Below are 20,198 nucleotides of genomic sequence, written 5' to 3' on the forward strand. Positions count from 1 at the left end.
CCCCGCTGCGGAGAGGACAACACCATGAGAGGCGTCATCTTCGACGGGAAGCGGCCGCAGGTCGTCGACGACCTGGAGGTCCGCGCTCCCGGCGCCGGCGAGGTGCTCGTCGCCGTGGCCGCCGCGGGACTGTGCCACAGCGACCTGTCGGTCATCGACGGCACCATCCCCTACCCCGTCCCCGTGGTCCTCGGCCACGAGGGCGCCGGGATCGTCGAGGCGGTCGGCTCAGGAGTCACCCACGTCACGCCCGGAGATCACGTCGCGCTCTCCACTCTGGCCGGCTGCGGAGTCTGCGCCGACTGCGACCGCGGCCGGCCGACCATGTGCCGCCGGTCCATCGGCAGGCCGACCAGGCCGTTCTCCCGGCGCGGGGAGAGACTGTTCCACTTCGCGTCCAACTCCGCCTTCGCGGAGCGGACGGTCGTCAAGGCCGTCCAAGCGGTGAAGATCGACGAGGACGTCCCGCTGATCCCGGCGGCGCTCATCGGCTGCGGCGTCCTGACCGGAGTCGGCGCCGTCCTCAACCGTGCCCGGGTGGGGCAGGGTGAGTCCGTGCTCGTCATCGGCGCGGGCGGGGTCGGGCTCAACGTCCTGCAGGGGGCCCGGCTCGCCGGTGCCTCCACGGTGGTCGCCGTGGACGCCAATGCGGCGAAGGGGCCGCCGGCGCGGCGCTTCGGCGCGACACACTTCATCGACGCCTCCGCCGTCCCCGACACCGAGGCCGCCGTGCGCGAGATCCTGCCGACAGGCGTCGACCACGCCTTCGAGTGCGTCGGTGACACCCGCCTCATCCGGACGGCAGTCGATCTCCTCGACCGGCACGGCCAGGCGGTGCTGCTCGGCGTCCCGCCCGCCGACGCGGAGGCGTCCTTTCTCGTCTCGTCCCTCTATCTCGACAAGTCGATACTCGGCTGCCGTTACGGTTCCTCCCGCCCCCAGCGCGACATCGCGCTCTACGCACGGCTCTACCGCGAAGGACGGCTCCTGCTCGACGAGCTGATCACCAAGGTCTACCCGGTCGAAGATTTCGAGCGGGCGGCGGCCGACGTGAACAACCGTACGGTGGCGCGCGGCGTCCTTTCGTTCGATCGGTGACCCGGTCCGCCCCCTTATGTACTGCCGGCGCAGGTCTTGCGCCGGCCGCTGCCTGAGTGTGGGGTTGGCTCGTACCTCCTGCGGTCCGGGCAACCCTGATTCAGGCTAAGTCGCACCATTTGGTAAGAATGGTGCGACTGGGCGATCAGTGCTGGTGTGGCGGTATATCCGGACCTCGTTGTCGATGGAATTCGGTGGACCGGTGGGTTGAGTGCGGTCTTGGGCCTCTCGCGACGGAACCTCTCGGCCTCCGGGGGAATCATTCTTGGAGAGAGGGGCGCAAATGACGCAGAAGGCTGAGCCGCACGCGATACCGGACGAGACGACCGACGCCATGCCCGAGAAGTCCTCCGCGACGCCGAAGCGGACGGACGGCGACGGCTTCGGTGCCGCGTTCTGCGCGTCGATGGCCACCCTCTGCGCGGAGGTCTTCATCGCCGGCACGGCCAGTGTGCTTGTCCTGCTCTCGCGTGAGCACGACGGCATCCCCAGCAGCCCCCTCCTGATCGTCGCGCTCGTTCTCGGTGTCCTCCTTCTGACTGTTCTTGTCAGCGGCTTCGTCACTGCCGCAGCCGTGATGCCGGGCCTGACGCTGGCCCGCCGGGCGGCGGAGGCCCGGTGGCGTGGCGAGAGCCGGCTGTGGGTTCTCGCCGCTGTTCCGGTGGTCGCGGCGGCAGCAGTGGCCGTCTTCGGTGCCGTCGCGGCACTGGGCAGCCTCTCTTTCGCGCCTGCGCTCAGCTACCTGCTGTGGTGGGTGTCCCTCACGATCGGGCTGCTGCCCGCGACCCTGGCGGGTCAGGCGGCGGCGCGACGGGTCCGTGAGGCCCGCCGGGGGAGCGTGGCCCGGCGGGTGACGCGTCTCGGGGCGATCGCCTGGCTGGCCGTCGCGACACTGGGCGGCGGAGCCTACGCCACCGGCCTGGTGAAGGTGTACGAGCCGCCGCGGCTGACCACGTCGGACCTCACCGGCACCTGGACCGACAGCCGCGGAGGCACCGTCCGGCTCACCGCTGACGGCAACGCGGTCGCCGACGGGCTCGACAACTTCATCTGGGACGGCACCGGCAAGGACAAGCCCAAGGATTGCGACGGCTCCGGCACATGGAAGGCGATCAAGGACGACGGGCGGGTGCGGAGCGTCTCCCTGCGGATCGGCGCCTGCGAACTCGCCCGGGACTGGAGCGTCATCGGTACGCGGAAGGCGCCGCGGATCTACCACGAGATCGGCAAGCCCGGCTCCGGCAAGCGCTACACCTTGACCAAGGTGGCCGAGCACAAGAAGTGAAGTCGACCTCGCGGCCCCCTCAGTCGCCGTGCGGGCCGAACCCGTCGAAGGTTCCGAAGGTTCCCCGGTGGAAGAGCAACGGTCCGGCGCCCGCCGCGCTCTCGTCCACTCCGAGCGCTTCCACACGCCCGACGACGATGAGATGGTCCCCGGCCGTGTGCACGGCGTGGATCGTGCAGTCGACCCAGGCCGGTACGTCCTCGATCCTCGGCGAACCGGTCACCGGAGCCCCTTCGTAGCGCACACCGGTGAACTTGTCGGCTGTTTGTGAACTTCTGACCGCGAAACCCCGGCAGAGCGGCCCTTGCCCGGAGCCGAGGATGTTGGCGCAGAACACTCCCGCACGGGCGATGCGCGGCCAGGTGGTGGACGTACGGGCCACCATGAAGACGACCAGCGGGGGGTCGAGGGACAGCGAGGAGAAGGACTGACAGGCGAAGCCCGCGGGCGGCTCGCCTTCCGCGGCCGGAGCGGTGATGACAGTGACTCCGCTGGCGAAGTGGCCAAGTACGTTCCTGAACTCCTCCGGGGCGGGTGGCGGCCGCTCGTCCGCTCTGACGGCGCGCAGTCGTGGGCGGGCCTGCGGGGTGAAGGGCCCAGCGGTGGCCGGCCTGTCGGTCGGGCGAAGGCGGCGCACGGCGATGGCCGCCATCCCGGCGTGTCCCATCATGGAGCCCATTGAATCTGATGTGGCGTCAGCTGGGAAGTGCCCGTACGCGCAGCGCCGGCGCCGGAGCTTCACCGGCCTCGGAACGCCGGGTCGCGGCGCTCCACGAAGGCGCGCACGCCCTCGGCCGCGTCCGCCGTCGTGGCGTTGATCTCCTGTGCGGCTGCCTCGGCGGCGAAGGCGGCTGCCCGGTCGGCCTCGAGCGAGGTATTGACCAGCTGTTTCGTCAGGGCGAGAGCGCGCGTGGGCCCGGCCGCCAGCCGCTCGGCCCACGCTTGTGCCGTCCCACTCAGCTCCGCATCCGCCACCACGCGATTGACCAGGCCGAATCGTTCCGCCTCGGTCGCCGAGAGCACGTCGCCGAAGAACATCAGCTCCTTCGCGCGCTGCGGCCCGGCCAGGCGGGCCAGCAGATACGCGCCGCCACCGTCGGGGACCAGCCCGCGCCGGACGAACACCTCGATGAACCGCGCGGATTCCGCGGCCAGGACCAGGTCGCAGGCCAGCGCGAGGTGCGCGCCGATCCCCGCGGCTGCGCCGTTCACGGCGGCGATCACGGGTTTCTCGCAGTCCAGCACCGCGCTGATCAGCCGCTGCGCGCCGTTGCGGATCGTACGGGCCACATCGCCCGGAACACGTGTGGTGACGGCCGCCACCGGGCCCGCCCGCAGGTCGGCGCCCGAGCAGAATCCCCTGCCCGCGCCGGTGAGGACCACGGCCCGCACGGCCGGGTCGGCGGAGATCCGGCCGAATTCTGAAACAAGGCGTTCGCGCAGGTCAGGGGTGATGGCGTTGAGCGACTGGGGCCGGTTGAGGGTGATCGAGGTGACGCCGTTGTCAGTGGCGTGCAGTACCAATGAGTCATCGGAGCCGACGGGCACGACGGAGCCGTCCGGCTCGTCGTGCCCACTGGTCTCAGGGGATGTCTCACGGGGGGAGAGATTCATGGGGGAGCTCCTATTCCTACGGGCGCCTCGCGCGCGGTCGGCCGACCGGGGGAGGGGTCCGGTCCCGGCCGCCGCGTCAGCGGCAGAAGGCCAGCGCGTCGAGTGCCACGGCCCCCTGGCCGCGCTCGAGAACGACCAGCGGGTTGAGGTCCAGCTCGGCGAGGTCGTCACCGAGTTCCAGGGCCATGCGCTGGACGCGCAGAACGGTCTCGACGAGGGCGTCCACGTCGGCCGGGGGAGCCCCCCGGACGCCGTCGAGCAGGGCACGCCCGCGCAGTTCGCCGAGCATCGCCCGCGCCTGGTCCTCGCCGAACGGCGGTACGCGTACGGCCGTGTCGTCCAGGACCTCCACGAGCACGCCGCCCAGGCCCACCGTCACCGTGGGCCCGAAGAGAGTGTCGTGGGTGATGCCGACGGCCATCTCCACACCGCGCCCGACCCGCTGGCAGACGAGGATGCCGTCCAGGGGGAGTTCTTCGTAGCGGGCGATGTCGATGAGCTCGCGATAGGCGTCGCGGACCTGGCTGGCGGAAGTCAGCCCGATCTTGACCAGGCCCAGTTCCGACTTGTGGGCGAGCCGGGGGCCGGAGGCCTTCATGACGACCGGATAGCCGATCTGGGCGGCGGCGCGCACGGCCGCGGCGGCGCTGGTCACCAGGTGTTCGCGGGGCACACGTATGCCGTACGCGCGCAGGAGCTGCTTCGCCGCGTGCTCACTCAGCTGCTCGCCTGGACGCAGCAGTGCATGGGCCTTGCGGGCCGAGGGGGACAGGGAGCGGGGCGCGTCGTCGAAGGGGGAGCGGTAGCCGGCGGCGAAGCGGTGGTGTTCGAGGTAGGCGCGCAGGGCGGTGACGCAGTTGGCGAAGGTGCGGAAGGTGGCCACGCGGGAAGAGCCGAGAAGGGTGGTGCGATAGGCGTCCTCGGTGCCGACCGGGGAACCCCAGACCACGCACACCAGCTTGTCCGTCTTCTCCGCCGCGTCCACGAGGTCCTGGGCGAGTCTGTCGCTCAGCGGAGGGAAGGGGCCGGTGATCGGGCAGACGAGGATGCCCACGGAGGGGTCGGCGAGGATGGCGTCGATGATCTTGCGGCCGCGCCAGTCGCCCACAGGGTGACCACCGTTGTCGATCGGGTTGGCGGTGCTCAGATAGTCGGGTATCCACTGGTGGAGCTCGGCCTGTTTCGCGGCCGGCAGGACGGGGATCTCGAGCCCGGCCGCTGTGGCGAGGTCCGCGAAGTGGGCGCCCGTGCCGCCGGAGATCGAATACACGGCGACGCCCTCGGCCCGGGGCGGGCGGGCGCGGGCGAGCAGGGCGGAGGTGTCCTGGAGCTCGTCCAGACCGGCCACGCGGATCACGCCGAACTGCCGCATGGCGGCGTCCACCACGTCGTCGCCGCCGGTCAGCTTGCCTGTGTGGGTCGCGGCGGTGCGGGCCCCGACCTCGGTCCGGCCCACCTTGACGGCGACGACCGGCACGTGGTGGCGGGCGGCCCGGTCGGCGGCGAGGAGGAAGGAACGGCCGTCCTTGAGCCCTTCCACATAGGTGGCGATGGCCCCGACCTCGGGCCGGGTGGCGAAGTAGGAGATGAAGTCGGCGCATTCCAGGTCCGCCTCGTTGCCTGTGGGGGCCCAGTGCGAAAGCCGGATGCCCAGCTCCTGCAGGCTGAAGACCGGCCTGCCCTGGTGGCCTGACTGGGTGATCAGCGCGATGGCCGGCCCGTTGAGGTCGTCGCGGACGGGCTCGAAGGCGTTGAGGTTGGTGTTGGGTCCGAGCAAGCGGGTGCCGGTGCCCTGAAGGGCGGCGGTGAGCCGGACCTGTGCCGCGGCCCCCTCGGCGCCCGTCTCCGCGAAGCCGGAAGCGAAGACGACGGCGAACGCCACGTCGCAATGGGCGAGTTCCTCGACGACCGGCACGGGGTCGCCGATCAGGACGGCGGCGACGTCGATCCGGCCGGGTACGTCGCGGACGGACGAATGGCAGGGGAGGCCGAAGACGGTGGTACGGGTGGGGTGGACAGGGTGGACGCGGGCGCCGACGCGCTCGGCCCAGGCGATGAGCTGCCGGGTGACCCCGGTATTGGGTCGCCCCTCGGTCTCCGAGGCGCCGATGACGGCCACGGTCTCGGGGCGGAAGAAGCGGTCCAGGTCGGGGACGTCGGAGCGCAGGGGGCGCCCGCTGACGTCCAGGTCGTCGCCGGCGGGAGAGGCCGTGCCGTGGACCATGGGGCCTGGTCGTCGGCCACAGGCCACTACACGGGCCGTACGGGAGGTGGTGGTGAGGGTGCCGTGAGTCGATCCGAGCATCGTTCTCGCCCACTCCTGCTCAATGGCCGATAAGCTGACGTTGAGTCAGATTACCGATCTGATGAGCCGTCAGGAATGGTTGTGCGCCGAACCACGGCACAGCGACGCCGCGGCCGGGCAGGAGTGCCGTCCGAACGGCGGCGCGGTAGGGGGGCGGCACAGCAGCGGCGGCCGGGGCGGTCAGGAGGTGGAACCGTTGCCAGGAGTGACGCGCTTCGACGTTCCGGAGGTCGACGACTTCACGCGGCCCTACTGGGACGCCGCGGCCCAGGGGAGGCTGCTCATACGCCGGTGCCGTGCCGACGGGTGCGGAAAGGCGCACCACTACCCACGGGAGTTCTGTCCGCGCTGCTGGAGCGCGGACGTCGTCTGGGAGGAGGCGAGCGGTCGCGCCACGCTCTATACCTGGTCCGTCGTCCACATGAACGACCTCCCGCCCTTCGGCGCGCGCGTCCCCTACGTCGCGGCGGTGGTCGATCTCGAGGAGGGGCCGCGCATGATGAGCGAGGTGACCGGTTGCTCCGGGAGCGAGCTGCGGATCGGTATGCGGCTGCAGGTCGCCTACCGCGGTGACCCTGAGGGTGCCCTGCCCGTGGTGCCGGTCTTCCGGCCGTCGGTGGCAGCCAGGTCCAGATAGCCGCTGCCGGGGCCTGAGCCGTGCGCTCGGCCGTAGCGGCCGTGCGCTCGGCCGTAGGGCTGGCCTCGGGCCTGGCGTCAGGCGGCAGGGGTCGGCCTCAGGCCTGGTGCCAGGCGGCAGGGCTGGGTCCGGCGCCCCCTGGGCGTCAGTCGCGGGCCAGGATCACCGTGCCCGACGAGCAGAACCACCCTCCTGTGCCCGAGGCGACGGCGAGCCGGGGTGGCCGACCGCCCGCCTTGCGGACCTGGCGGCCCTCCTCCGCCTCGCCGCGGAGCTGGCGCACGGCCTCGACCAGGAGGAACAGGCCCCGCATGCCGGGGTGGCAGGCGGAGAGGCCGCCGCCGTCCGTATTGACAGGCAGGTCGCCCCCGACGGTCAGCCGGCCCTGCGCGGCGAAGGCGCCACCCTCGCCCTTGGCGCAGAAGCCGAGGTCCTCCAGCGTCACCAGGGTCATATAGGTGAACGCGTCGTACAGCTGCGCCACCTCGATCTCTTGCGGGGCGATTCCGGCGCGCTCGAAAGCCAGGCGCCCGGAGGTGGCCGCCGGGGTGGTGGTGAAGTCCTCCCACTCGGACATCGTGGTGTGCGAGACGGCGGTGCCGGTGCCCACGACCCACACCGGCGGTTTGACCGTGTCCGGGACGTACTCCGCCGCGGCCAGCAGCACGGCGCAGCCGCCGTCGGAGCGGATGCAGCACTGGAGCCGGGTGAACGGATCGGCGATCAGCGGTCCGTTGAGTACTTCGTCGACCGTGATGGGCGTGCGGTACATGGCGTGGGGGTTACAAGCGGCGTTGGCGCGGGTTTGAACGGCGATGTCGGCTAACTGTTCCAGCGTGGTGCCGTACTGGTGCATGTGGCGGCGGGCCGCCATCGCGTACTTGGCGATGAGGGTGTGCCCGTACGGAACCTCGAACTGTGCGGGGCCGCGGGCGCCGAAGGGCAGGCCGGCGGTGCGGCGGCCGGCCTTGATGTCGGCGCGAGCGGTGGAGCCGTACACGAGCAGGACGGCGTTGGCGTGGCCCGCCGCGATGGCATCGGCCGCGTGGGCGGCCATGACCTCCCAGGTCGAGCCGCCGACCGACGTCGAGTCCACCCAGGTGGGCCGCAGCCCCAGGTACTCCGCGACGTCGACGGGAGCGAGCGCGCCGAGCCCGGCCGAGGCGAAGCCGTCCACCAGGGACTTGTCGAGCCCGGAGTCGGTGACCGCGCGGCGGGCGGCCTGTGCGTGCAGGGCGTACGGCGTGACCGAGTCGAGCCGGCCGCAGTCGGAGAGGGCGACGCCGACGACAGCGACCTTGCGCTTGCCTGGAGTCATAGACCTGACGGTACATCAAGTCCTTTTGGATGCCGGTGGCTTCCTGCTTGCCCTTCCCCTGGGAAACGCCGTCCCCCGAACCTAATATGACGCACCATCAGAACAGCTGAAGGGAAGGCTGCCGATGGACGCCGCGTTCAGCGTGGAGCAGGTGGAGATCCGGCGCACCCTGCGCGAGATGCTGCTCAAGGAGTCCGGTCCGGGCGAGGCCAGGGCGGCCGTGCTGACCCCCGCCGGTTACGACGAGAGACTGTGGCTTCGTCTCGCCGATCAGCTGGGGCTGCCGGGGCTGGCGGTGGAGCGGCGGTACGGCGGGGTCGGCTGCGGCCTCATGGAGCTGGCTCTGGCCTGTGAGGAGGCCGGACGGGCGCTCCTGCCGTCGCCCCTGACGGCCACCGCGGCGGTGACCATCCCCCTTGTCGCCGCCCTGGGCACCCCGAAGCAGCGCGCGAAGCTGTTGCCCCGCCTCGCCTCAGGCCGGCTGACCGGCACGTTCGCCGTGCCGGACGGCACGCTGGCGGACGCGTTCGCCCTGACCGCGACTGTGGGACCCGACGGCGCCCACTGGGCCGGTGGCGGCCGGGCCGGCGGTGTGCAGGCCCACCGGACCAGCGACGGCTGGCGGCTCTACGGAGAGGCCGGGCAGGTGCTCGACGGGCACAGTGCCGGTCTGCTGCTGGTCGCCGCGCACACCGGCGGCTATCCGCGCAGTCGCACGGTGGTGTTCGCCCTGCAGCCGGAGGCGTTGCGCCGGGTGTCCTGTACGCGGCTGACGGCACTGGACGAGACGCGGCCCCAGGCGCGCGTCGAGCTGCGGAACGCCGAAGCGGAACCGCTCGGGTCGCCGGACGACGACGTGCGGGCCGCGCTGGCCGGGCTCGGCGGCCAGGTGGCCGCCGTCCTCGCGGCCGAAGCGGTGGGGGCGGCGGGACGGGTGCTGGAGCAAACCGTCGAGTACGCGCGCGTGCGCGAACAGTTCGACAGGCCGATCGGCTCCTTCCAGGCCGTCAAGCACCGGCTGGCGGACCTGTACGTGGCCGTGCAGACGGCCCGTTCGGCGGCGTACTACGCGGCATGGTCCGCTCAGGCCGCCGTTGGGGGACTCGCGCTCGCACAGGCCCTGGAAACCGCCCGGGTGGTCGCCGGAGAGGCGATCCAACTGCATGGAGGCATCGGAGTGACGTGGGAACACGATGTGCAGAGGTACTTCAAACGGGCGGCGTCGGACGAGCTGCTGTTCGGCCCCGTACACCGGCTGCGGGAGCGCGCGGCGGGGTTGGCCGGACTGTTCGACACCGCAGGAGCCCGGGAAGCGGTGGTGCTGTGATGGCCGCCGTCGAACGCCTGGTGCGCACGGTCTCCTCGACCCGCGCGTTCGCACGGATCGCACCGCACTTCGTGCCGGCCGCCGACCGGGCGATTCACCGGATGACGCACGGCAAGAAGCTGCTGAGCTCCTACATGCTTCCCTCGGTGCTGCTGACCTCGACGGGAGCCAAGAGCGGCCTGGCGCGGCGGACGCCGCTCGCGTGCATGCCGGACGACCGCACCGACAGCGCCTGGACCCTGATCGGCAGCAATTTCGGGCGCCCCGGTCACCCCGCCTGGACGGCGAACCTGATGGCGCACCCGGATGCGCGGATCAGCTGGAAGGGGCGGGACATTCCCGTACGGGCACGGCTGTTGCGCGGCGCGGAGCGGGAGAGGACATGGGCGGCGGTGCTCGAGTTCTGGCCGCCGTACGCGCGCTATCAGGCGCGTGTGGAGCGTGAGATCCGGCTGTTCCGGCTGGAGAGGCGGTAGGGGCGGCGGCGGCAAGCGGCTGCCGGGTCGCGGCGGTACCGGGACGGAAGCTGGGCCGGCGGACGTGTTGCGGTGCGCCGCGGCGGGCCGTCCGGGGCCGAGCCCGAGCGGCCCGCCGCTGCGATGACAGGACGTGCGAGGAATGCGATGTGGTGCGCTGTCGCGCTGTGGGTTACCTCGTCGGCTTCTTGCCGGTGATGCCCAGATGCACGAGCAGTGCGAGGTTGGGCTTGAGCTCGGCCTGCTTGACGCCCCAGCTCTGGAAGCCCTTCTGGTGCGAGGCCACGGCCGCGAGCATCGCGACGAGCGAACCGGCCACGGCGGCCGGGCTGACGTCCTTGTCCACCTTGCCCTTGGACTGCAGTTCCTTGACGGACTCCGTGAGGGAGTTGGTGACGGCGTTGAGGATCTTCATGCGGATCTTGTAGAAGCGCTTGTCGCCCTCGGCCGCTCCCAGGTCGACGACGCGCAGGATCGCGTCGTGCTTGCGCCAGAACCCGAGGAAGCCGTCGACCAGTTCCTCGGCCGCCTGCGCGCCGGACTTGCCGACCCAGGAGCGTCCGGCGACCAGGTCGGTGAGGCTCGCGCCCTCCTTCGCCATCTCCTCGGCGATCTCGAGGACGGCGCCCTCGACGTCGGGGAAGTACTGGTAGAAGGTCGCGGGCGAGGTGCCGGCCCTGCGGGCGACATCGATGACCTTGACATCGCGGTAGGGGGATGAGCTGAGCATTTCGCTGAGGCAGTCGAGCAGCTTCTGCCGCGTCGCCTGACCGCGCCGACCGGCCACGCGGCCGTCGACGGTGCGTACTTGTCCTGTCATGCCGTCAGCTTACCGAGGGGTGATCGGAGCGCGATTCGGCCGCATGCAAATGGGGGCGGGGGTGTTGGGTGGGGTGTAAGCGCAGGTCAGAGGGGGTGTGAAGGGGTTCGGAGACGGTAGGAGCGGATTGGCCCGTACCGGTGAATTGTCCTATCAATGAGCTGTGGACGGCGTTCCCCGCGAGGCGTTCGCGAGGCCGTCCGGCAGTTATCCACAGGCCGCGCGGGATCGGCGTTCCACCTCTACCGTGGCAGCGAGAACACTCCGAGCGAACCGGGCGCCGCGCCCGACCCGCGGAAGGAGGCCGGACCATGAGCACAGCCACGGACGGGTTCCCGGAAGGCGCCCCGTGCTGGGCGGACGTCATGCTGCCGGACGTCGCGGCGGGCAAGCGCTTCTACGGCGAGATCCTCGGCTGGACGTTCGAGGACAGCGGAGGGGAGTACGGGCACTACACCCATGCGTTCCACGAGGGGAAGAACGTCGCGGCGCTGGCGCCCAAGCCGGACGGCCGGATGCCGACGGCCTGGTCCGTCTACTTCGCCTCGCCGGACGCGGCGGCCACCGCCGACCGGATCCGGGCCGCACACGGGCAGATCGTCATGGGGCCGATGGCCATCGGCCCGTTCGGCACGATGCTGATGGCGGCCGATCCCGGAGGCGCCGTGTTCGGGGTGTGGCAGGCCGGTAGCCACAAGGGGTTCGAGAAGCGGGGCGAGCCGGGCGCGTACGGCTGGGCCGAGGTGTACACGTGGGACGCCGCGGCGATCGACCCCTTCTACGAGGAGGTCTTCGGGGTCAACGTCCACGACCTGAGCGAGGAGGCGGGTATCGAGTTCGCCATCTGGACGCCCGCCGGGGTACCGGCCACGCCCGAGCACGCGGTCGCGGGTCGGGCCGTCATGGACGACCGGTTCCCCCGGGAGATGCCCGCCCACTTCCTGGCCTATTTCGTGGTCGACGACTGCGACGCCGTCGTGCAGGCGACCCTGCGGCTGCACGGCCGGCTCCGCTGGGACCCGCAGGACACCCCGTACGGGCGCTTCGCGGTGCTCGCCGATGACCAGGGCGCCGACTTCGCCGTCATCGACGTCTCGCAGCCGGTGCAGGCGTAGCCGGCCATGGGAGGGGCGGTGGGGGGCGGTATGGGGCAGCGAGAGGCGGAGAGCGGGCGGAGAGGGCAGGAGGAGGCACATGAGGCGGGTGGGTCCGCGTATAGCGGGATATGGGCCTATTTGGCGGAGACACGGCGAAGCGCCCCCGGGTTCGCAACCGCGGGCTTCGCCAGGAAGAATCAGGGTGCGTACCCCGGGATAATTCGCGGTGACGCGCTGCACGGGGCTGAAACCCTTCAAGCCCCCACGGGGAGGTGGCAGGTCAGTGGTGGAGCAGCTTACGCAGCACGACCCGAGACGGATCGGCCCGTTCGAGGTGCTCGGCCGGCTCGGTGCGGGCGGCATGGGGCTGGTCTATCTCGCCCGCTCGGCGTCCGGCCGACGGGTCGCGATCAAGACGGTGCGCACGGAGCTCGCGGAGGACCAGCTCTTCCGGGTCCGGTTCACCCGTGAGGTGGAAGCGGCCCGGGCGGTCAGCGGCTTCTACACGGCCGCGGTCGTGGACGCCGACCCGAGGGCCGCCGTCCCGTGGCTCGCCACCGCATACGTCCCCGCGCCCTCCCTCGAGGAGATCGTGACCGAGTGCGGGCCGCTGCCGGCCCAGGCCGTGCGCTGGCTGGCCGCCGGCATCGCGGAGGCGCTGCAGTCCATCCACGGCGCGGGGCTCGTGCACCGCGACCTGAAGCCGTCCAACGTGCTCGTGGTGGAGGACGGCCCCCGGGTCATCGACTTCGGCATCGCCTCCGGCGTCTCCAACACCCGACTGACCATGACCAACGTCGCCGTCGGTACGCCCGCGTACATGTCGCCCGAACAGGCGCGTGACTCGCGCAGTGTGACCGGGGCCAGCGACATCTTCTCCCTCGGCTCCACGCTGGTCTTCGCCGCGACCGGGCACGCGCCCTTCCACGGCGCGAATCCGGTCGAGACCGTCTTCATGCTGCTGCGCGAAGGGCCCGACCTGGGCGGCCTGCCCGACGAGCTGCGCCCCCTGATCGACTCCTGCATGCAGATGGCGGCGGAGAACCGGCCGAGCCCGGCCGACCTGCAGTCGCAGCTGGCGCCTCACCTGTTCGCCTCCGGCGGGGGCGACGACAGCGGTACGGCCTCGGCATGGCTGCCCGACAACGCGGTCACCCTGATCGAACAGCGCCGCGCCGGCCACCGTCCCCCGGCCGCGGGCGGCGGGTCCCGGGGCCGCGGCCGTTCCGCCCCGCCGCCCCGCCCCGTCCAGCCCCCGGCCCCGGAGCCGGTGGCGTCCTACGAACCGCCCGCGGGTGCCCGTAGCGGCACCGGCTGGGGCGACGGGCACGTGAGCGCGGGCGCGGGGCGCTCCGGCGTCGTCGCGCCCGATCCGCGGGGCGGCCTGAGCGGCCCGCACGGCGTACGGCCCGCGGGCGCCGCCGCTGCCCAGGGGCGGCACGCGGGGGCTCCCGCCGCGCCCGCGCCCGAGGGGACCGTACGGCTGGCCGGATCGCAGGTGCCGATCGGGCCCGGCCCGCGGGTCGCCGACGCGCGGGAGCCGCACGCCCAGACCGGGGCGGGTCCCACGACCGGCTGGGTACGGCCCCCGGCCGGGGCCTCGGCGGCGGTCGTGCCCGGCCAGGCGCCCGCCTCGGCGCCGGCGCCCGACGGCGGCACCAGCGCCCACAGCGACCCGGGCCGCTGGCGGCCGTGGCGGTTCCGTATGTCCAACGACGTGTGGGGCACGCCCGTCGTCTCCGACGACCTGCTGTACGTCACGTCCTTCGAGGTGCACGCGCTCGACGTGGCGAGCGGGCGGCGGCAGTTCAAGACCCGGGACGTGGCCTGGGCGATGGCGGTCGCAGACGGCCGCATACACGCCTCCGACGGGCCCACGCTGTACGCGCTCGACGCCGCGGACGGCGCGGAGCGGTGGCGCCTGGCCACGGACGGCTGGGTCTACTCGCTCAAGGCGGACCGAGGCACGATCGTGACGGGTACGCGCGGCGGCGGCGTCCAGGCGTGGGAGGCCGCCAACGGCGAGCTGCTGTGGGAGATGACCGGCGCCCAGACCGACTTCGAGACGCCCGACTGCGGTCCGGTCGTTCACGACGGCACGGTCTACGTCTGGGCCGACGCGCGGCTGCGCGCGCTCGAGGCCCGTACGGGCGTGGAGCGCTGGTCCTATCCGGTCGGCGACGCGGCGTCCTGCGGCGGTGTGCCGGTGCGGCTGTCGTCCGCGCCGGACGGGATGGTCTACGTCGCCGCCGGGACGCGGGTGCTCGCCATCGACGTGGCGCGTGGTGACGTGCGCTGGCGGTTCGAGGCGCCGGCGGTCTTCCTGAGCCCGCCCGCGTTCGCTCCCGGGCCCGCGGTGACGGGCGGCGGCGTCTACATCGCCGACTACCTGGGCACGGTGTACGCCCTGGACGCGGCCACCGGACGCGACCGCTGGCGCATCGCGACGGAAGCCCGCCAGTCGACGGAGCCCGTTCTGGTCGCCGCGGGCGCCGTGCACCTGGGCAGCGGTGGGGCGCTCTACACGCTGGACGCGGTCACCGGTACGCCCAAGTGGCGCTTCGCCGCGGGCGGCGACATCGTCGGCGCCCCCGTCGTCGCGGACGGCCGGGTCCACTTCGGCTCCGCGGACCACTGCCTCTACACGGTGGACTCCGCGGGCGGCCAGCTGCGCTGGAAGCTCGCCACGGGCGGCGAGATCACGGGCTCCCCGGTGGCCGTGGCCGGCGTGGTCTACGCCTGCAGCAAGGACCGGTGCGTCTACGCCCTGGACGCGGCGAAGGGCACAGGCCACTCACGGCGCTGACGTCCGGCCGCCCCGGCCCCGGTACCCGCCCCGGCCCCGTATCCGCCCCGGCCTGCGGTCAGCGCAGCCGGTAGGGGTGGGCGCGGTCGCGGGCGGCGAAGCGGGCCGCCTGGTCGGCGGGGGGCAGGTTGCCCAGCGAGACCAGGTGCGGCGCCAGGGCCAGGGCGTGCGCGCGGGCGGCTTCCCGGGCCGCCCACAGGGCGCGGACGGTGCCCTGGACCGGTTCCGTCGGCTGGGAGGCGATGACGGCGGCGGCGCGCAGGGCGGCGGCTGTGGCCTCGCCGGGCGGAGTCACCTCGCTGACCAGGCCGATCTCGTGGGCCCGGCGGGCCGAGAGGCGTTCGGCGGTGCCCATCAGGGCCATCCGCGCGGCTTCGCCCGCCGGCATGCGCTGGGCCATGAGAACGGACTCGTACGCGCTGACCATGCCGTACGACGTGTGCGGGTCGAAGAAGGTCGCGTTCTCGGAGGCGACGATGAACTCGGCCTCGCCCAGCAGGTAGAACGCTCCGCCGCACGCCATGCCCCCGACCGCGGCGACGACGGGTTTCCACAGGTCGGCGGCCTTGGGCCCGACCGTGCGCAGCGGGTCGTCCACCGAGTACGGGGAACGTGGCTGCGGGACGTCGGCGGAGCGGTCGATGCCGGTGCAGAAGGCACGGTCACCGGCGCCGGTGAGGACGATGGCCCGTACCGTGTCGTCGGTGCGGAAGTCCCGCCAGGCGTACTGCAATTGCCGTGCGGTGGCGAGGTCGATGGCGTTGTGCCGCTCAGGGCGGTTCAGGGTGACGAGGGCGACGCCGTCCGGGCGTCGTTCCGTGTGGAGGGTCATGGGCGCTCCAGAAGCCAGCGGGGCAGGGTGACGCCCGGTGCGATCTCGGCGAACGTGACCGTGACGGACGCGCCGATCCGCAGCGCGGCCGGGTCGACGGAGTCGAGCGCGGCGTCGGCGTGGGCCACGAGATTGCCGACGAGGCGGATGCCGGGGGCGTCCGCGAGCTCGACGACGATGACGTTGTACGGGGCCTGTTCGGCATAGCCGGGCAGCAGGGGCGGGTGGGGCAGGACGTACGACCAGATGTGGCCGCGCCCGGACATCCGGCGCCACTCGCCGGCGAAGGACTGGCAGTGCGGGCAGCAGGGCCGGGGCGGGAAGCGGAGCCGGTGGCAGTCGGCGCAGGACTGAACGCGCAGCTCACCGCGGGCGGCGAAGTCCCAGAAGGGCTGCCCGTCCACATCCGCGACGGGCAGCAGAAGGCCGTTGTCAGTGGTGCCCCTCATCATGGAGGACATGAGCACTCAACTCCTGAGCAGCAGTGCCGAAGTGGGGACGCCCTCGCCCGCCGTGACCAGGCAGGTCGAGGCGCCGGGCACCTGCGCGGTGGAGGTGCCACGGAGTTGTCTGACCCCCTCGTTGATGAGGTTGAAGCCATGGACGTAAGCCTCGCTGAGTCCGCCGCCGGCGGTGTTGATCGGCAGCCGGCCGCCGAGTTCGAGCGCGCCGCCTTCGGAGAAGGCCGCGCCTTCGCCGCGTCCGCAGAAGCCATAGCCTTCGAGGGACAGCGGGATGAGCGGCGTGAACGCGTCGTAGATCTGGGCGACGTCGACGTCGTCGGGGCCGAAGTCGGCGCCCTTCCACAGCTGTCGGGCAGCCGTCCAGGACGGCCCGGACAGCGGGTCGTCGGTCCAGTAGTTGACCATGCCGTGGTGCTGGGACGGCAGGCCCTGGGCCGCGGAGTGCACATAGACCGGGGGGCGCCGGCAGTCCGCGGCGCGCTCGGCCGTGACGAGGACGCAGGCCAGTGCGCCGTCGGTCTCCAGGCAGTTGTCGAAGAGACAGAGCGGCTCGCTGATCCAACGGGAGGTCATATACGTCTCGCGGGTCAGCGGGCGCTCGTACATGATCGCGGCGGGGTTCTGGTTGGCGCGGTTGCGGCAGGCCAGGGCGACGTTGAAGAAGTGGTCGCGGGTCGCGCCGTACTCGTGCATATAGCGGCGGGCGAGCAGGGCTATCTCGTCGGCCGGGCGCAGGAGGCCGAAGGGCCGGGTCCACTGGCCGGGTGTGGGCAGCTGCGTCCGGGTGTCGCGCCAGGGGCGCGGGCCCGATCCGCGCTTGCGTGAGCGCCAGGCGACGCCGACGGTCGCCTGGCCGGTGGTGAGGGCGGCGGCGAGGTGGGCGACGGTCGCGCAGGAGCCGCCTCCGCCGTAGCCCACCCGGGAGAAGAAGGTGACGTCGCCCGCGCCGATGGCCTTGGCGATCTCGACCTCGTCGGTGGTCTCCATGGTGTACGAGGCGAACGCGTCCACGTGGGAGGGGGACAAGCCCGCGTCGTCGAGGGCGGCGAGGACGGCGCGGCAGGCCAGGGTTTTCTCGGATTCGGGGAGTTGGCGGGCGAAGGGGGTCTGACCGATGCCGACGATCGCAGTGGTGTCCTTGAGCGTCGTGGTCATCGCCACCTCCGTGTTGTCGGTGCTGACAGCGCGGAAGGCTATCGCTAATCTGACGCCACGTCAGCTATGGGTGGCGATGTGCTGCGGGCCGGGGGCTGGGGAGGGCGTGCCATGCGTGGTGACCTGGAATTCGGCTCCATACCGGGCCTCGTCCGTGCGGCCGCCGAGCGGTACGCGGGCCGCGAGGCCGTGGTCGACGGACGGGCCCGGATCACCTACCGGCAGCTCGGCGAGCGGGTCGAGCGGGCCGCCGCCGCGTGCCTCGCCACCGGCATCGAGGCCGGCGACCGGGTCGCGGTCTGGGCCCCGAACACCCTGGACTGGATCGTCTCCGCCCTGGGCGCCGTCACGGCCGGAGCGGTGCTCGTGCCGGTCAACACCCGCTTCAAGGGGGCCGAGGCGGTCCGGGTGCTGGGGCGCACGCGGGCCCGGCTGCTCTTCGTCACCGGCACCTTCCTCGGCACCTCCTACGTGGCGGCACTGCGCAGCGCCGCGGGGGCGCCGCCCGCGCGGCACTCCGCGACGGCCGGGGAGACGGGGCCGCTGCCCGGGCTGCCGCACCTGCGTGACGTGGTCGTCCTGGCGGACGACGCGCCCGCCGATTTCCGCACCTGGAAGGAGTTCCTCGCCGCCGGGGACGCCGTGCCCGGGCGGGCCGTACGGGCCCGCGCCGATGCCGTCGGGCCGGGGGCCGCCTCGGACATCCTCTTCACCTCGGGCACCACGGGCGAGCCCAAGGGGGCTGTGATCACACACGCCCAGACGCTGCGCGCGTTCGGCGTCTGGAGCGAGCTGGCCGGACTGCGGGAAGGAGACCGCTATCTGATCGTGAACCCGTTCTTCCACACCTTCGGCTACAAGGCGGGGGTCATCGCGTGCCTGATGCGGGGCGCGACGATGGTTCCGCAGTCCGTCTTCACCCCGGAGGCCGCGCTGCTCACGATCGCAGGCGAGCGCATTTCCGTCCTGCCCGGTCCGCCCACGCTCCTGCAGTCGCTGCTGGACCACCCGGCCCGGGCGGCGTACGACCTCTCGCCGTTGCGGGTCGTGGTGACGGGGGCGGCGGTGGTGGACCGGCGGCTGATCGACCGGCTGCGGGATGAAGTGGGCATCCCCACCGTGCTGACCGCGTACGGCATGAGCGAGGCCACGGGAGTGGTCACGATGTGCCGACGGGGCGACGCGGCGGAGGTGGTCGCGGGTACGTCGGGACGGGCCATACCGGATACCGAGGTCAAGGTGGCCGGGGCCGGTGGGGCCGCGCTGCCGCCCGGCGAGCCGGGGGAGATCCTGGTGCGCGGCTATCAGGTGATGGCCGGCTACTTCGAGGATCCGCGGGCCACGGCGCAGGTGGTGGACGCCGAGGGGTGGCTGCACACGGGTGACATCGGCGTGCTGGACGCCGGGGGCAATCTGCGCGTCACCGACCGGGTCACGGACATGTTCATCGTGGGGGGTTTCAACGCCTACCCCGCCGAGATAGAGCAGGTCCTGCTGCGGCACCCGGGCATCGCGGAGGTCGCCGTCGTGGGAGTGCCGGACGCCCGGCTCGGCGAGGTCGGCAAGGCGTTCGCGGTGCGGTGCGCGGAGCGGGGGAAGGCCACCGGGGTGACGGCGGAGGAGCTGATCGCCTGGGCGCGCCGGGAGTTGGCCAATTACAAGGTCCCGCGCGAGGTGGAGTTCGTCCGGGAACTGCCGCGTAACGCCTCCGGCAAGGTGTGCAAGGGGCTGCTGCGGGGGCACACCCCCCGATAGGCCCGGTGCGGGACCGCGGCCGCCGATCCCGGCCGGCCGCGGCCCCGCGGGCGGGGGTGCCGTGCGGCACCCTCACCGTCCGGTCGCCGGTCAGCGCAGGCGCAGCAGCGCGGTGGTGCCGGTGATGTGGTCGTCGGCGCCGCCGTTCAGCTGGTCCATGGCCGTGGAGTGGTCGTCGAATATCTCCACGGCCGACGTGGGCGTCTGCAGGGAAGGCACGGAGGTCGAGTGGTCGTCGGCTGCCGCCGGGATCGCTCCGAGGATGGCCGCGGCCGCCGCGACGCCGAATACGACGAGGGCCCTGGTGCCCTGTCCCTTGGTGCGGTGCGTCATCGTCTGGTTCATTGCGGCTCCTCTACTCGGGGGCACAGTGCGTGAGTTGGTCGTGCTTTGTCAGAGAAAGTACCGGTTGGCGGCGCGGGCGTACGGCGTTTGGCCGAAAACGTCCGGACAGCCGCAGGGGCCGACGCCGACGGCTCCCCCTCCGCGCCGTCGTCGCCGGCCCCTGTCGTTCCCCCGTCGCGGGCACCCCCGTTGGACCGTGTCCGTCCCCCCGGGCGGTTCGTGCTCCCCCGTTGGACCGTGTCCCCCGTGTCCCCCGTTTCCCGACGGGCCCCCGTTGCTACCCCCGTAGCACTACCCGTCGGCTTTCCCGCTGAGGCCGTTCCCCCGTGTTCCCCCTGTGGCCTCCGGGGATCCGGTGAGTCCGGGAGCTTCCGGCCGATGTCTGGCGGAAGCTCCCCGACCCACAGACCGGATCGGTCAGTACGGCTTCTCCGTGGTCGCGTGGTCGTCCTTCATAGCGAACGCCGGAGCGCCGGTCGCGTGGTCGTCCTTCATCACGAAGGCGGGAGTGCCGGTGGCGTGGTCGTCCTTCAGGGCGAACGCCGGGGCGCCCGTCGCGTGGTCGTCCTGCGGCGAGAGCGGTGCCTCGCCCGCCGCGACCCCGGACTGCTGCGCCGCGGTGAGCGGCGTGCCGGTCGCGTGATCGTCCTGTGGCGTGGTCACTACGGGCGGCTTGAGCTTGTCATCGCTCATGGTGTCACTCCGATGGTCAGTGCGAGTCGTTCGGCTAGTGGGGACTGCAGAACCCGCCCGGCGACTCCCCCGAGGACCGCCGGACGGGCACATTAGGGCTGTTCACCCTAAAGGTGAGGCCTCACCCACGACCCGCCTGCCCCCCGACGCGACGGATCGACATCTCTTAGA

The 20,198-nt window shown here is 72.2% G+C and carries 18 protein-coding genes; 8 read left to right on the plus strand and 10 right to left on the minus strand.

All coding sequences use genetic code 11. The annotated features are described in order from the left end of the window. The first annotated feature begins 24 nt into the window (after window positions 1–24). Entirely contained in the window at window positions 25–1,098 is a 1,074-nt protein-coding gene (locus ABZ956_RS14050; protein WP_361891861.1) for a Zn-dependent alcohol dehydrogenase, read from the plus strand. Between the two features lie 283 nt (window positions 1,099–1,381). After that, the gene (locus ABZ956_RS14055) at window positions 1,382–2,383 is read left to right on the plus strand and encodes a hypothetical protein (RefSeq protein WP_361891864.1); all 1,002 of its coding nucleotides are present in this window, start codon (window positions 1,382–1,384) and stop codon (window positions 2,381–2,383) included. A gap of 19 nt (window positions 2,384–2,402) precedes the next feature. On the opposite strand, the gene ABZ956_RS14060 is transcribed toward ABZ956_RS14055, so the two are convergent. From ABZ956_RS14060 to ABZ956_RS14070, 3 genes are all read right to left on the minus strand, one after another. Beyond that, the gene (locus tag ABZ956_RS14060; RefSeq protein ID WP_361891866.1) at window positions 2,403–3,053 is read right to left on the minus strand and encodes a flavin reductase family protein; all 651 of its coding nucleotides are present in this window, start codon (window positions 3,051–3,053) and stop codon (window positions 2,403–2,405) included. 68 nt (window positions 3,054–3,121) lie between these two features. Next, on the minus strand, window positions 3,122–3,997 hold the full coding sequence (locus tag ABZ956_RS14065; protein WP_361891869.1) for an enoyl-CoA hydratase-related protein: 876 nt from the start codon (window positions 3,995–3,997) through the stop codon (window positions 3,122–3,124). Window positions 3,998–4,073: 76 nt separating this feature from the next. Continuing rightward, window positions 4,074–6,302 (minus strand): acetate--CoA ligase family protein, encoded by a 2,229-nt coding sequence (locus ABZ956_RS14070; RefSeq protein ID WP_361891872.1) that lies wholly within the window; start codon window positions 6,300–6,302, stop codon window positions 4,074–4,076. 205 nt (window positions 6,303–6,507) lie between these two features. Here ABZ956_RS14070 and ABZ956_RS14075 point away from each other — a divergent pair, with 205 nt between their 5' ends. Beyond that, on the plus strand, window positions 6,508–6,939 hold the full coding sequence (locus tag ABZ956_RS14075; RefSeq protein WP_361892450.1) for a Zn-ribbon domain-containing OB-fold protein: 432 nt from the start codon (window positions 6,508–6,510) through the stop codon (window positions 6,937–6,939). Window positions 6,940–7,084: 145 nt separating this feature from the next. On the opposite strand, the gene ABZ956_RS14080 is transcribed toward ABZ956_RS14075, so the two are convergent. Continuing rightward, window positions 7,085–8,257 (minus strand): acetyl-CoA acetyltransferase, encoded by a 1,173-nt coding sequence (locus ABZ956_RS14080; protein ID WP_361891875.1) that lies wholly within the window; start codon window positions 8,255–8,257, stop codon window positions 7,085–7,087. Window positions 8,258–8,381: 124 nt separating this feature from the next. Here ABZ956_RS14080 and ABZ956_RS14085 point away from each other — a divergent pair, with 124 nt between their 5' ends. Further along, window positions 8,382–9,584 (plus strand): acyl-CoA dehydrogenase family protein, encoded by a 1,203-nt coding sequence (locus ABZ956_RS14085; RefSeq protein ID WP_361891878.1) that lies wholly within the window; start codon window positions 8,382–8,384, stop codon window positions 9,582–9,584. Then, complete coding sequence (locus ABZ956_RS14090; RefSeq protein ID WP_361891881.1) at window positions 9,584–10,060, plus strand: nitroreductase family deazaflavin-dependent oxidoreductase; 477 nt, start codon at window positions 9,584–9,586, stop codon at window positions 10,058–10,060. Before ABZ956_RS14085 ends, ABZ956_RS14090 begins: the two co-directional genes overlap by 1 nt. Window positions 10,061–10,232: 172 nt before the next feature. On the opposite strand, the gene ABZ956_RS14095 is transcribed toward ABZ956_RS14090, so the two are convergent. Further along, a complete protein-coding gene (locus tag ABZ956_RS14095) occupies window positions 10,233–10,880 on the minus strand; it encodes a TetR/AcrR family transcriptional regulator (protein ID WP_071962540.1) in 648 nt (215 codons plus the stop codon). 311 nt (window positions 10,881–11,191) lie between these two features. Here ABZ956_RS14095 and ABZ956_RS14100 point away from each other — a divergent pair, with 311 nt between their 5' ends. Continuing rightward, on the plus strand, window positions 11,192–11,995 hold the full coding sequence (locus ABZ956_RS14100) for a VOC family protein (protein ID WP_361891884.1): 804 nt from the start codon (window positions 11,192–11,194) through the stop codon (window positions 11,993–11,995). A gap of 265 nt (window positions 11,996–12,260) precedes the next feature. Then, the gene (locus ABZ956_RS14105) at window positions 12,261–14,783 is read left to right on the plus strand and encodes a PQQ-binding-like beta-propeller repeat protein (protein WP_361891887.1); all 2,523 of its coding nucleotides are present in this window, start codon (window positions 12,261–12,263) and stop codon (window positions 14,781–14,783) included. Window positions 14,784–14,841: 58 nt separating this feature from the next. Here the strand turns inward: ABZ956_RS14105 and ABZ956_RS14110 are convergent, their stop codons facing one another. From ABZ956_RS14110 to ABZ956_RS14120, 3 genes are read right to left on the minus strand one after another with little or no spacing between them, the layout of a single operon-like run. Further along, a complete protein-coding gene (locus ABZ956_RS14110) occupies window positions 14,842–15,615 on the minus strand; it encodes an enoyl-CoA hydratase/isomerase family protein (protein WP_361891890.1) in 774 nt (257 codons plus the stop codon). Beyond that, complete coding sequence (locus ABZ956_RS14115) at window positions 15,612–16,076, minus strand: OB-fold domain-containing protein (protein ID WP_361891893.1); 465 nt, start codon at window positions 16,074–16,076, stop codon at window positions 15,612–15,614. The genes ABZ956_RS14110 and ABZ956_RS14115 overlap by 4 nt, the downstream gene beginning before the upstream one ends. 6 nt (window positions 16,077–16,082) lie before the next feature. Next, on the minus strand, window positions 16,083–17,234 hold the full coding sequence (locus ABZ956_RS14120) for a lipid-transfer protein (RefSeq protein WP_361891896.1): 1,152 nt from the start codon (window positions 17,232–17,234) through the stop codon (window positions 16,083–16,085). A 111-nt stretch (window positions 17,235–17,345) separates the two neighbouring features. On the opposite strand from ABZ956_RS14120, the gene ABZ956_RS14125 reads away from it, so the two are divergent. Next, a complete protein-coding gene (locus ABZ956_RS14125) occupies window positions 17,346–18,989 on the plus strand; it encodes a FadD3 family acyl-CoA ligase (protein ID WP_361891899.1) in 1,644 nt (547 codons plus the stop codon). A gap of 90 nt (window positions 18,990–19,079) precedes the next feature. Here ABZ956_RS14125 and ABZ956_RS14130 read toward each other — a convergent pair whose 3' ends face one another. Together ABZ956_RS14130 and ABZ956_RS14135 are read right to left on the minus strand one after the other, a co-directional pair. Then, on the minus strand, window positions 19,080–19,334 hold the full coding sequence (locus tag ABZ956_RS14130; protein ID WP_361891902.1) for a hypothetical protein: 255 nt from the start codon (window positions 19,332–19,334) through the stop codon (window positions 19,080–19,082). A gap of 417 nt (window positions 19,335–19,751) precedes the next feature. After that, window positions 19,752–20,027, minus strand: coding sequence for a hypothetical protein (locus tag ABZ956_RS14135; RefSeq protein ID WP_361891905.1), 276 nt, complete (start codon window positions 20,025–20,027; stop codon window positions 19,752–19,754). Window positions 20,028–20,198: the final 171 nt, after the last annotated feature.

The sequence above is a fragment of the Streptomyces sp. NPDC046261 genome, from assembly GCF_040646235.1.
GTDB lineage: Bacteria > Actinomycetota > Actinomycetes > Streptomycetales > Streptomycetaceae > Streptomyces.

What these genes read in the sequence shown, in the direction of transcription:
- ABZ956_RS14050 (WP_361891861.1), top strand. Translation starts at nt 25, where the DNA reads ATGAGAGGCGTCATCTTCGACGGGAAGCGGCCGCAGGTCGTCGACGAC.
- ABZ956_RS14055 (WP_361891864.1), top strand. Translation starts at nt 1,382, where the DNA reads ATGACGCAGAAGGCTGAGCCGCACGCGATACCGGACGAGACGACCGAC.
- ABZ956_RS14060 (WP_361891866.1), bottom strand. Translation starts at nt 3,053, where the DNA reads ATGATGGGACACGCCGGGATGGCGGCCATCGCCGTGCGCCGCCTTCGC.
- ABZ956_RS14065 (WP_361891869.1), bottom strand. Translation starts at nt 3,997, where the DNA reads ATGAATCTCTCCCCCCGTGAGACATCCCCTGAGACCAGTGGGCACGAC.
- ABZ956_RS14070 (WP_361891872.1), bottom strand. Translation starts at nt 6,302, where the DNA reads ATGCTCGGATCGACTCACGGCACCCTCACCACCACCTCCCGTACGGCC.
- ABZ956_RS14080 (WP_361891875.1), bottom strand. Translation starts at nt 8,257, where the DNA reads ATGACTCCAGGCAAGCGCAAGGTCGCTGTCGTCGGCGTCGCCCTCTCC.
- ABZ956_RS14085 (WP_361891878.1), top strand. Translation starts at nt 8,382, where the DNA reads ATGGACGCCGCGTTCAGCGTGGAGCAGGTGGAGATCCGGCGCACCCTG.
- ABZ956_RS14090 (WP_361891881.1), top strand. Translation starts at nt 9,584, where the DNA reads ATGGCCGCCGTCGAACGCCTGGTGCGCACGGTCTCCTCGACCCGCGCG.
- ABZ956_RS14095 (WP_071962540.1), bottom strand. Translation starts at nt 10,880, where the DNA reads ATGACAGGACAAGTACGCACCGTCGACGGCCGCGTGGCCGGTCGGCGC.
- ABZ956_RS14100 (WP_361891884.1), top strand. Translation starts at nt 11,192, where the DNA reads ATGAGCACAGCCACGGACGGGTTCCCGGAAGGCGCCCCGTGCTGGGCG.
- ABZ956_RS14110 (WP_361891890.1), bottom strand. Translation starts at nt 15,615, where the DNA reads ATGACCCTCCACACGGAACGACGCCCGGACGGCGTCGCCCTCGTCACC.
- ABZ956_RS14115 (WP_361891893.1), bottom strand. Translation starts at nt 16,076, where the DNA reads ATGTCCTCCATGATGAGGGGCACCACTGACAACGGCCTTCTGCTGCCC.
- ABZ956_RS14120 (WP_361891896.1), bottom strand. Translation starts at nt 17,234, where the DNA reads ATGACCACGACGCTCAAGGACACCACTGCGATCGTCGGCATCGGTCAG.
- ABZ956_RS14125 (WP_361891899.1), top strand. Translation starts at nt 17,346, where the DNA reads ATGCGTGGTGACCTGGAATTCGGCTCCATACCGGGCCTCGTCCGTGCG.
- ABZ956_RS14130 (WP_361891902.1), bottom strand. Translation starts at nt 19,334, where the DNA reads ATGAACCAGACGATGACGCACCGCACCAAGGGACAGGGCACCAGGGCC.
- ABZ956_RS14135 (WP_361891905.1), bottom strand. Translation starts at nt 20,027, where the DNA reads ATGAGCGATGACAAGCTCAAGCCGCCCGTAGTGACCACGCCACAGGAC.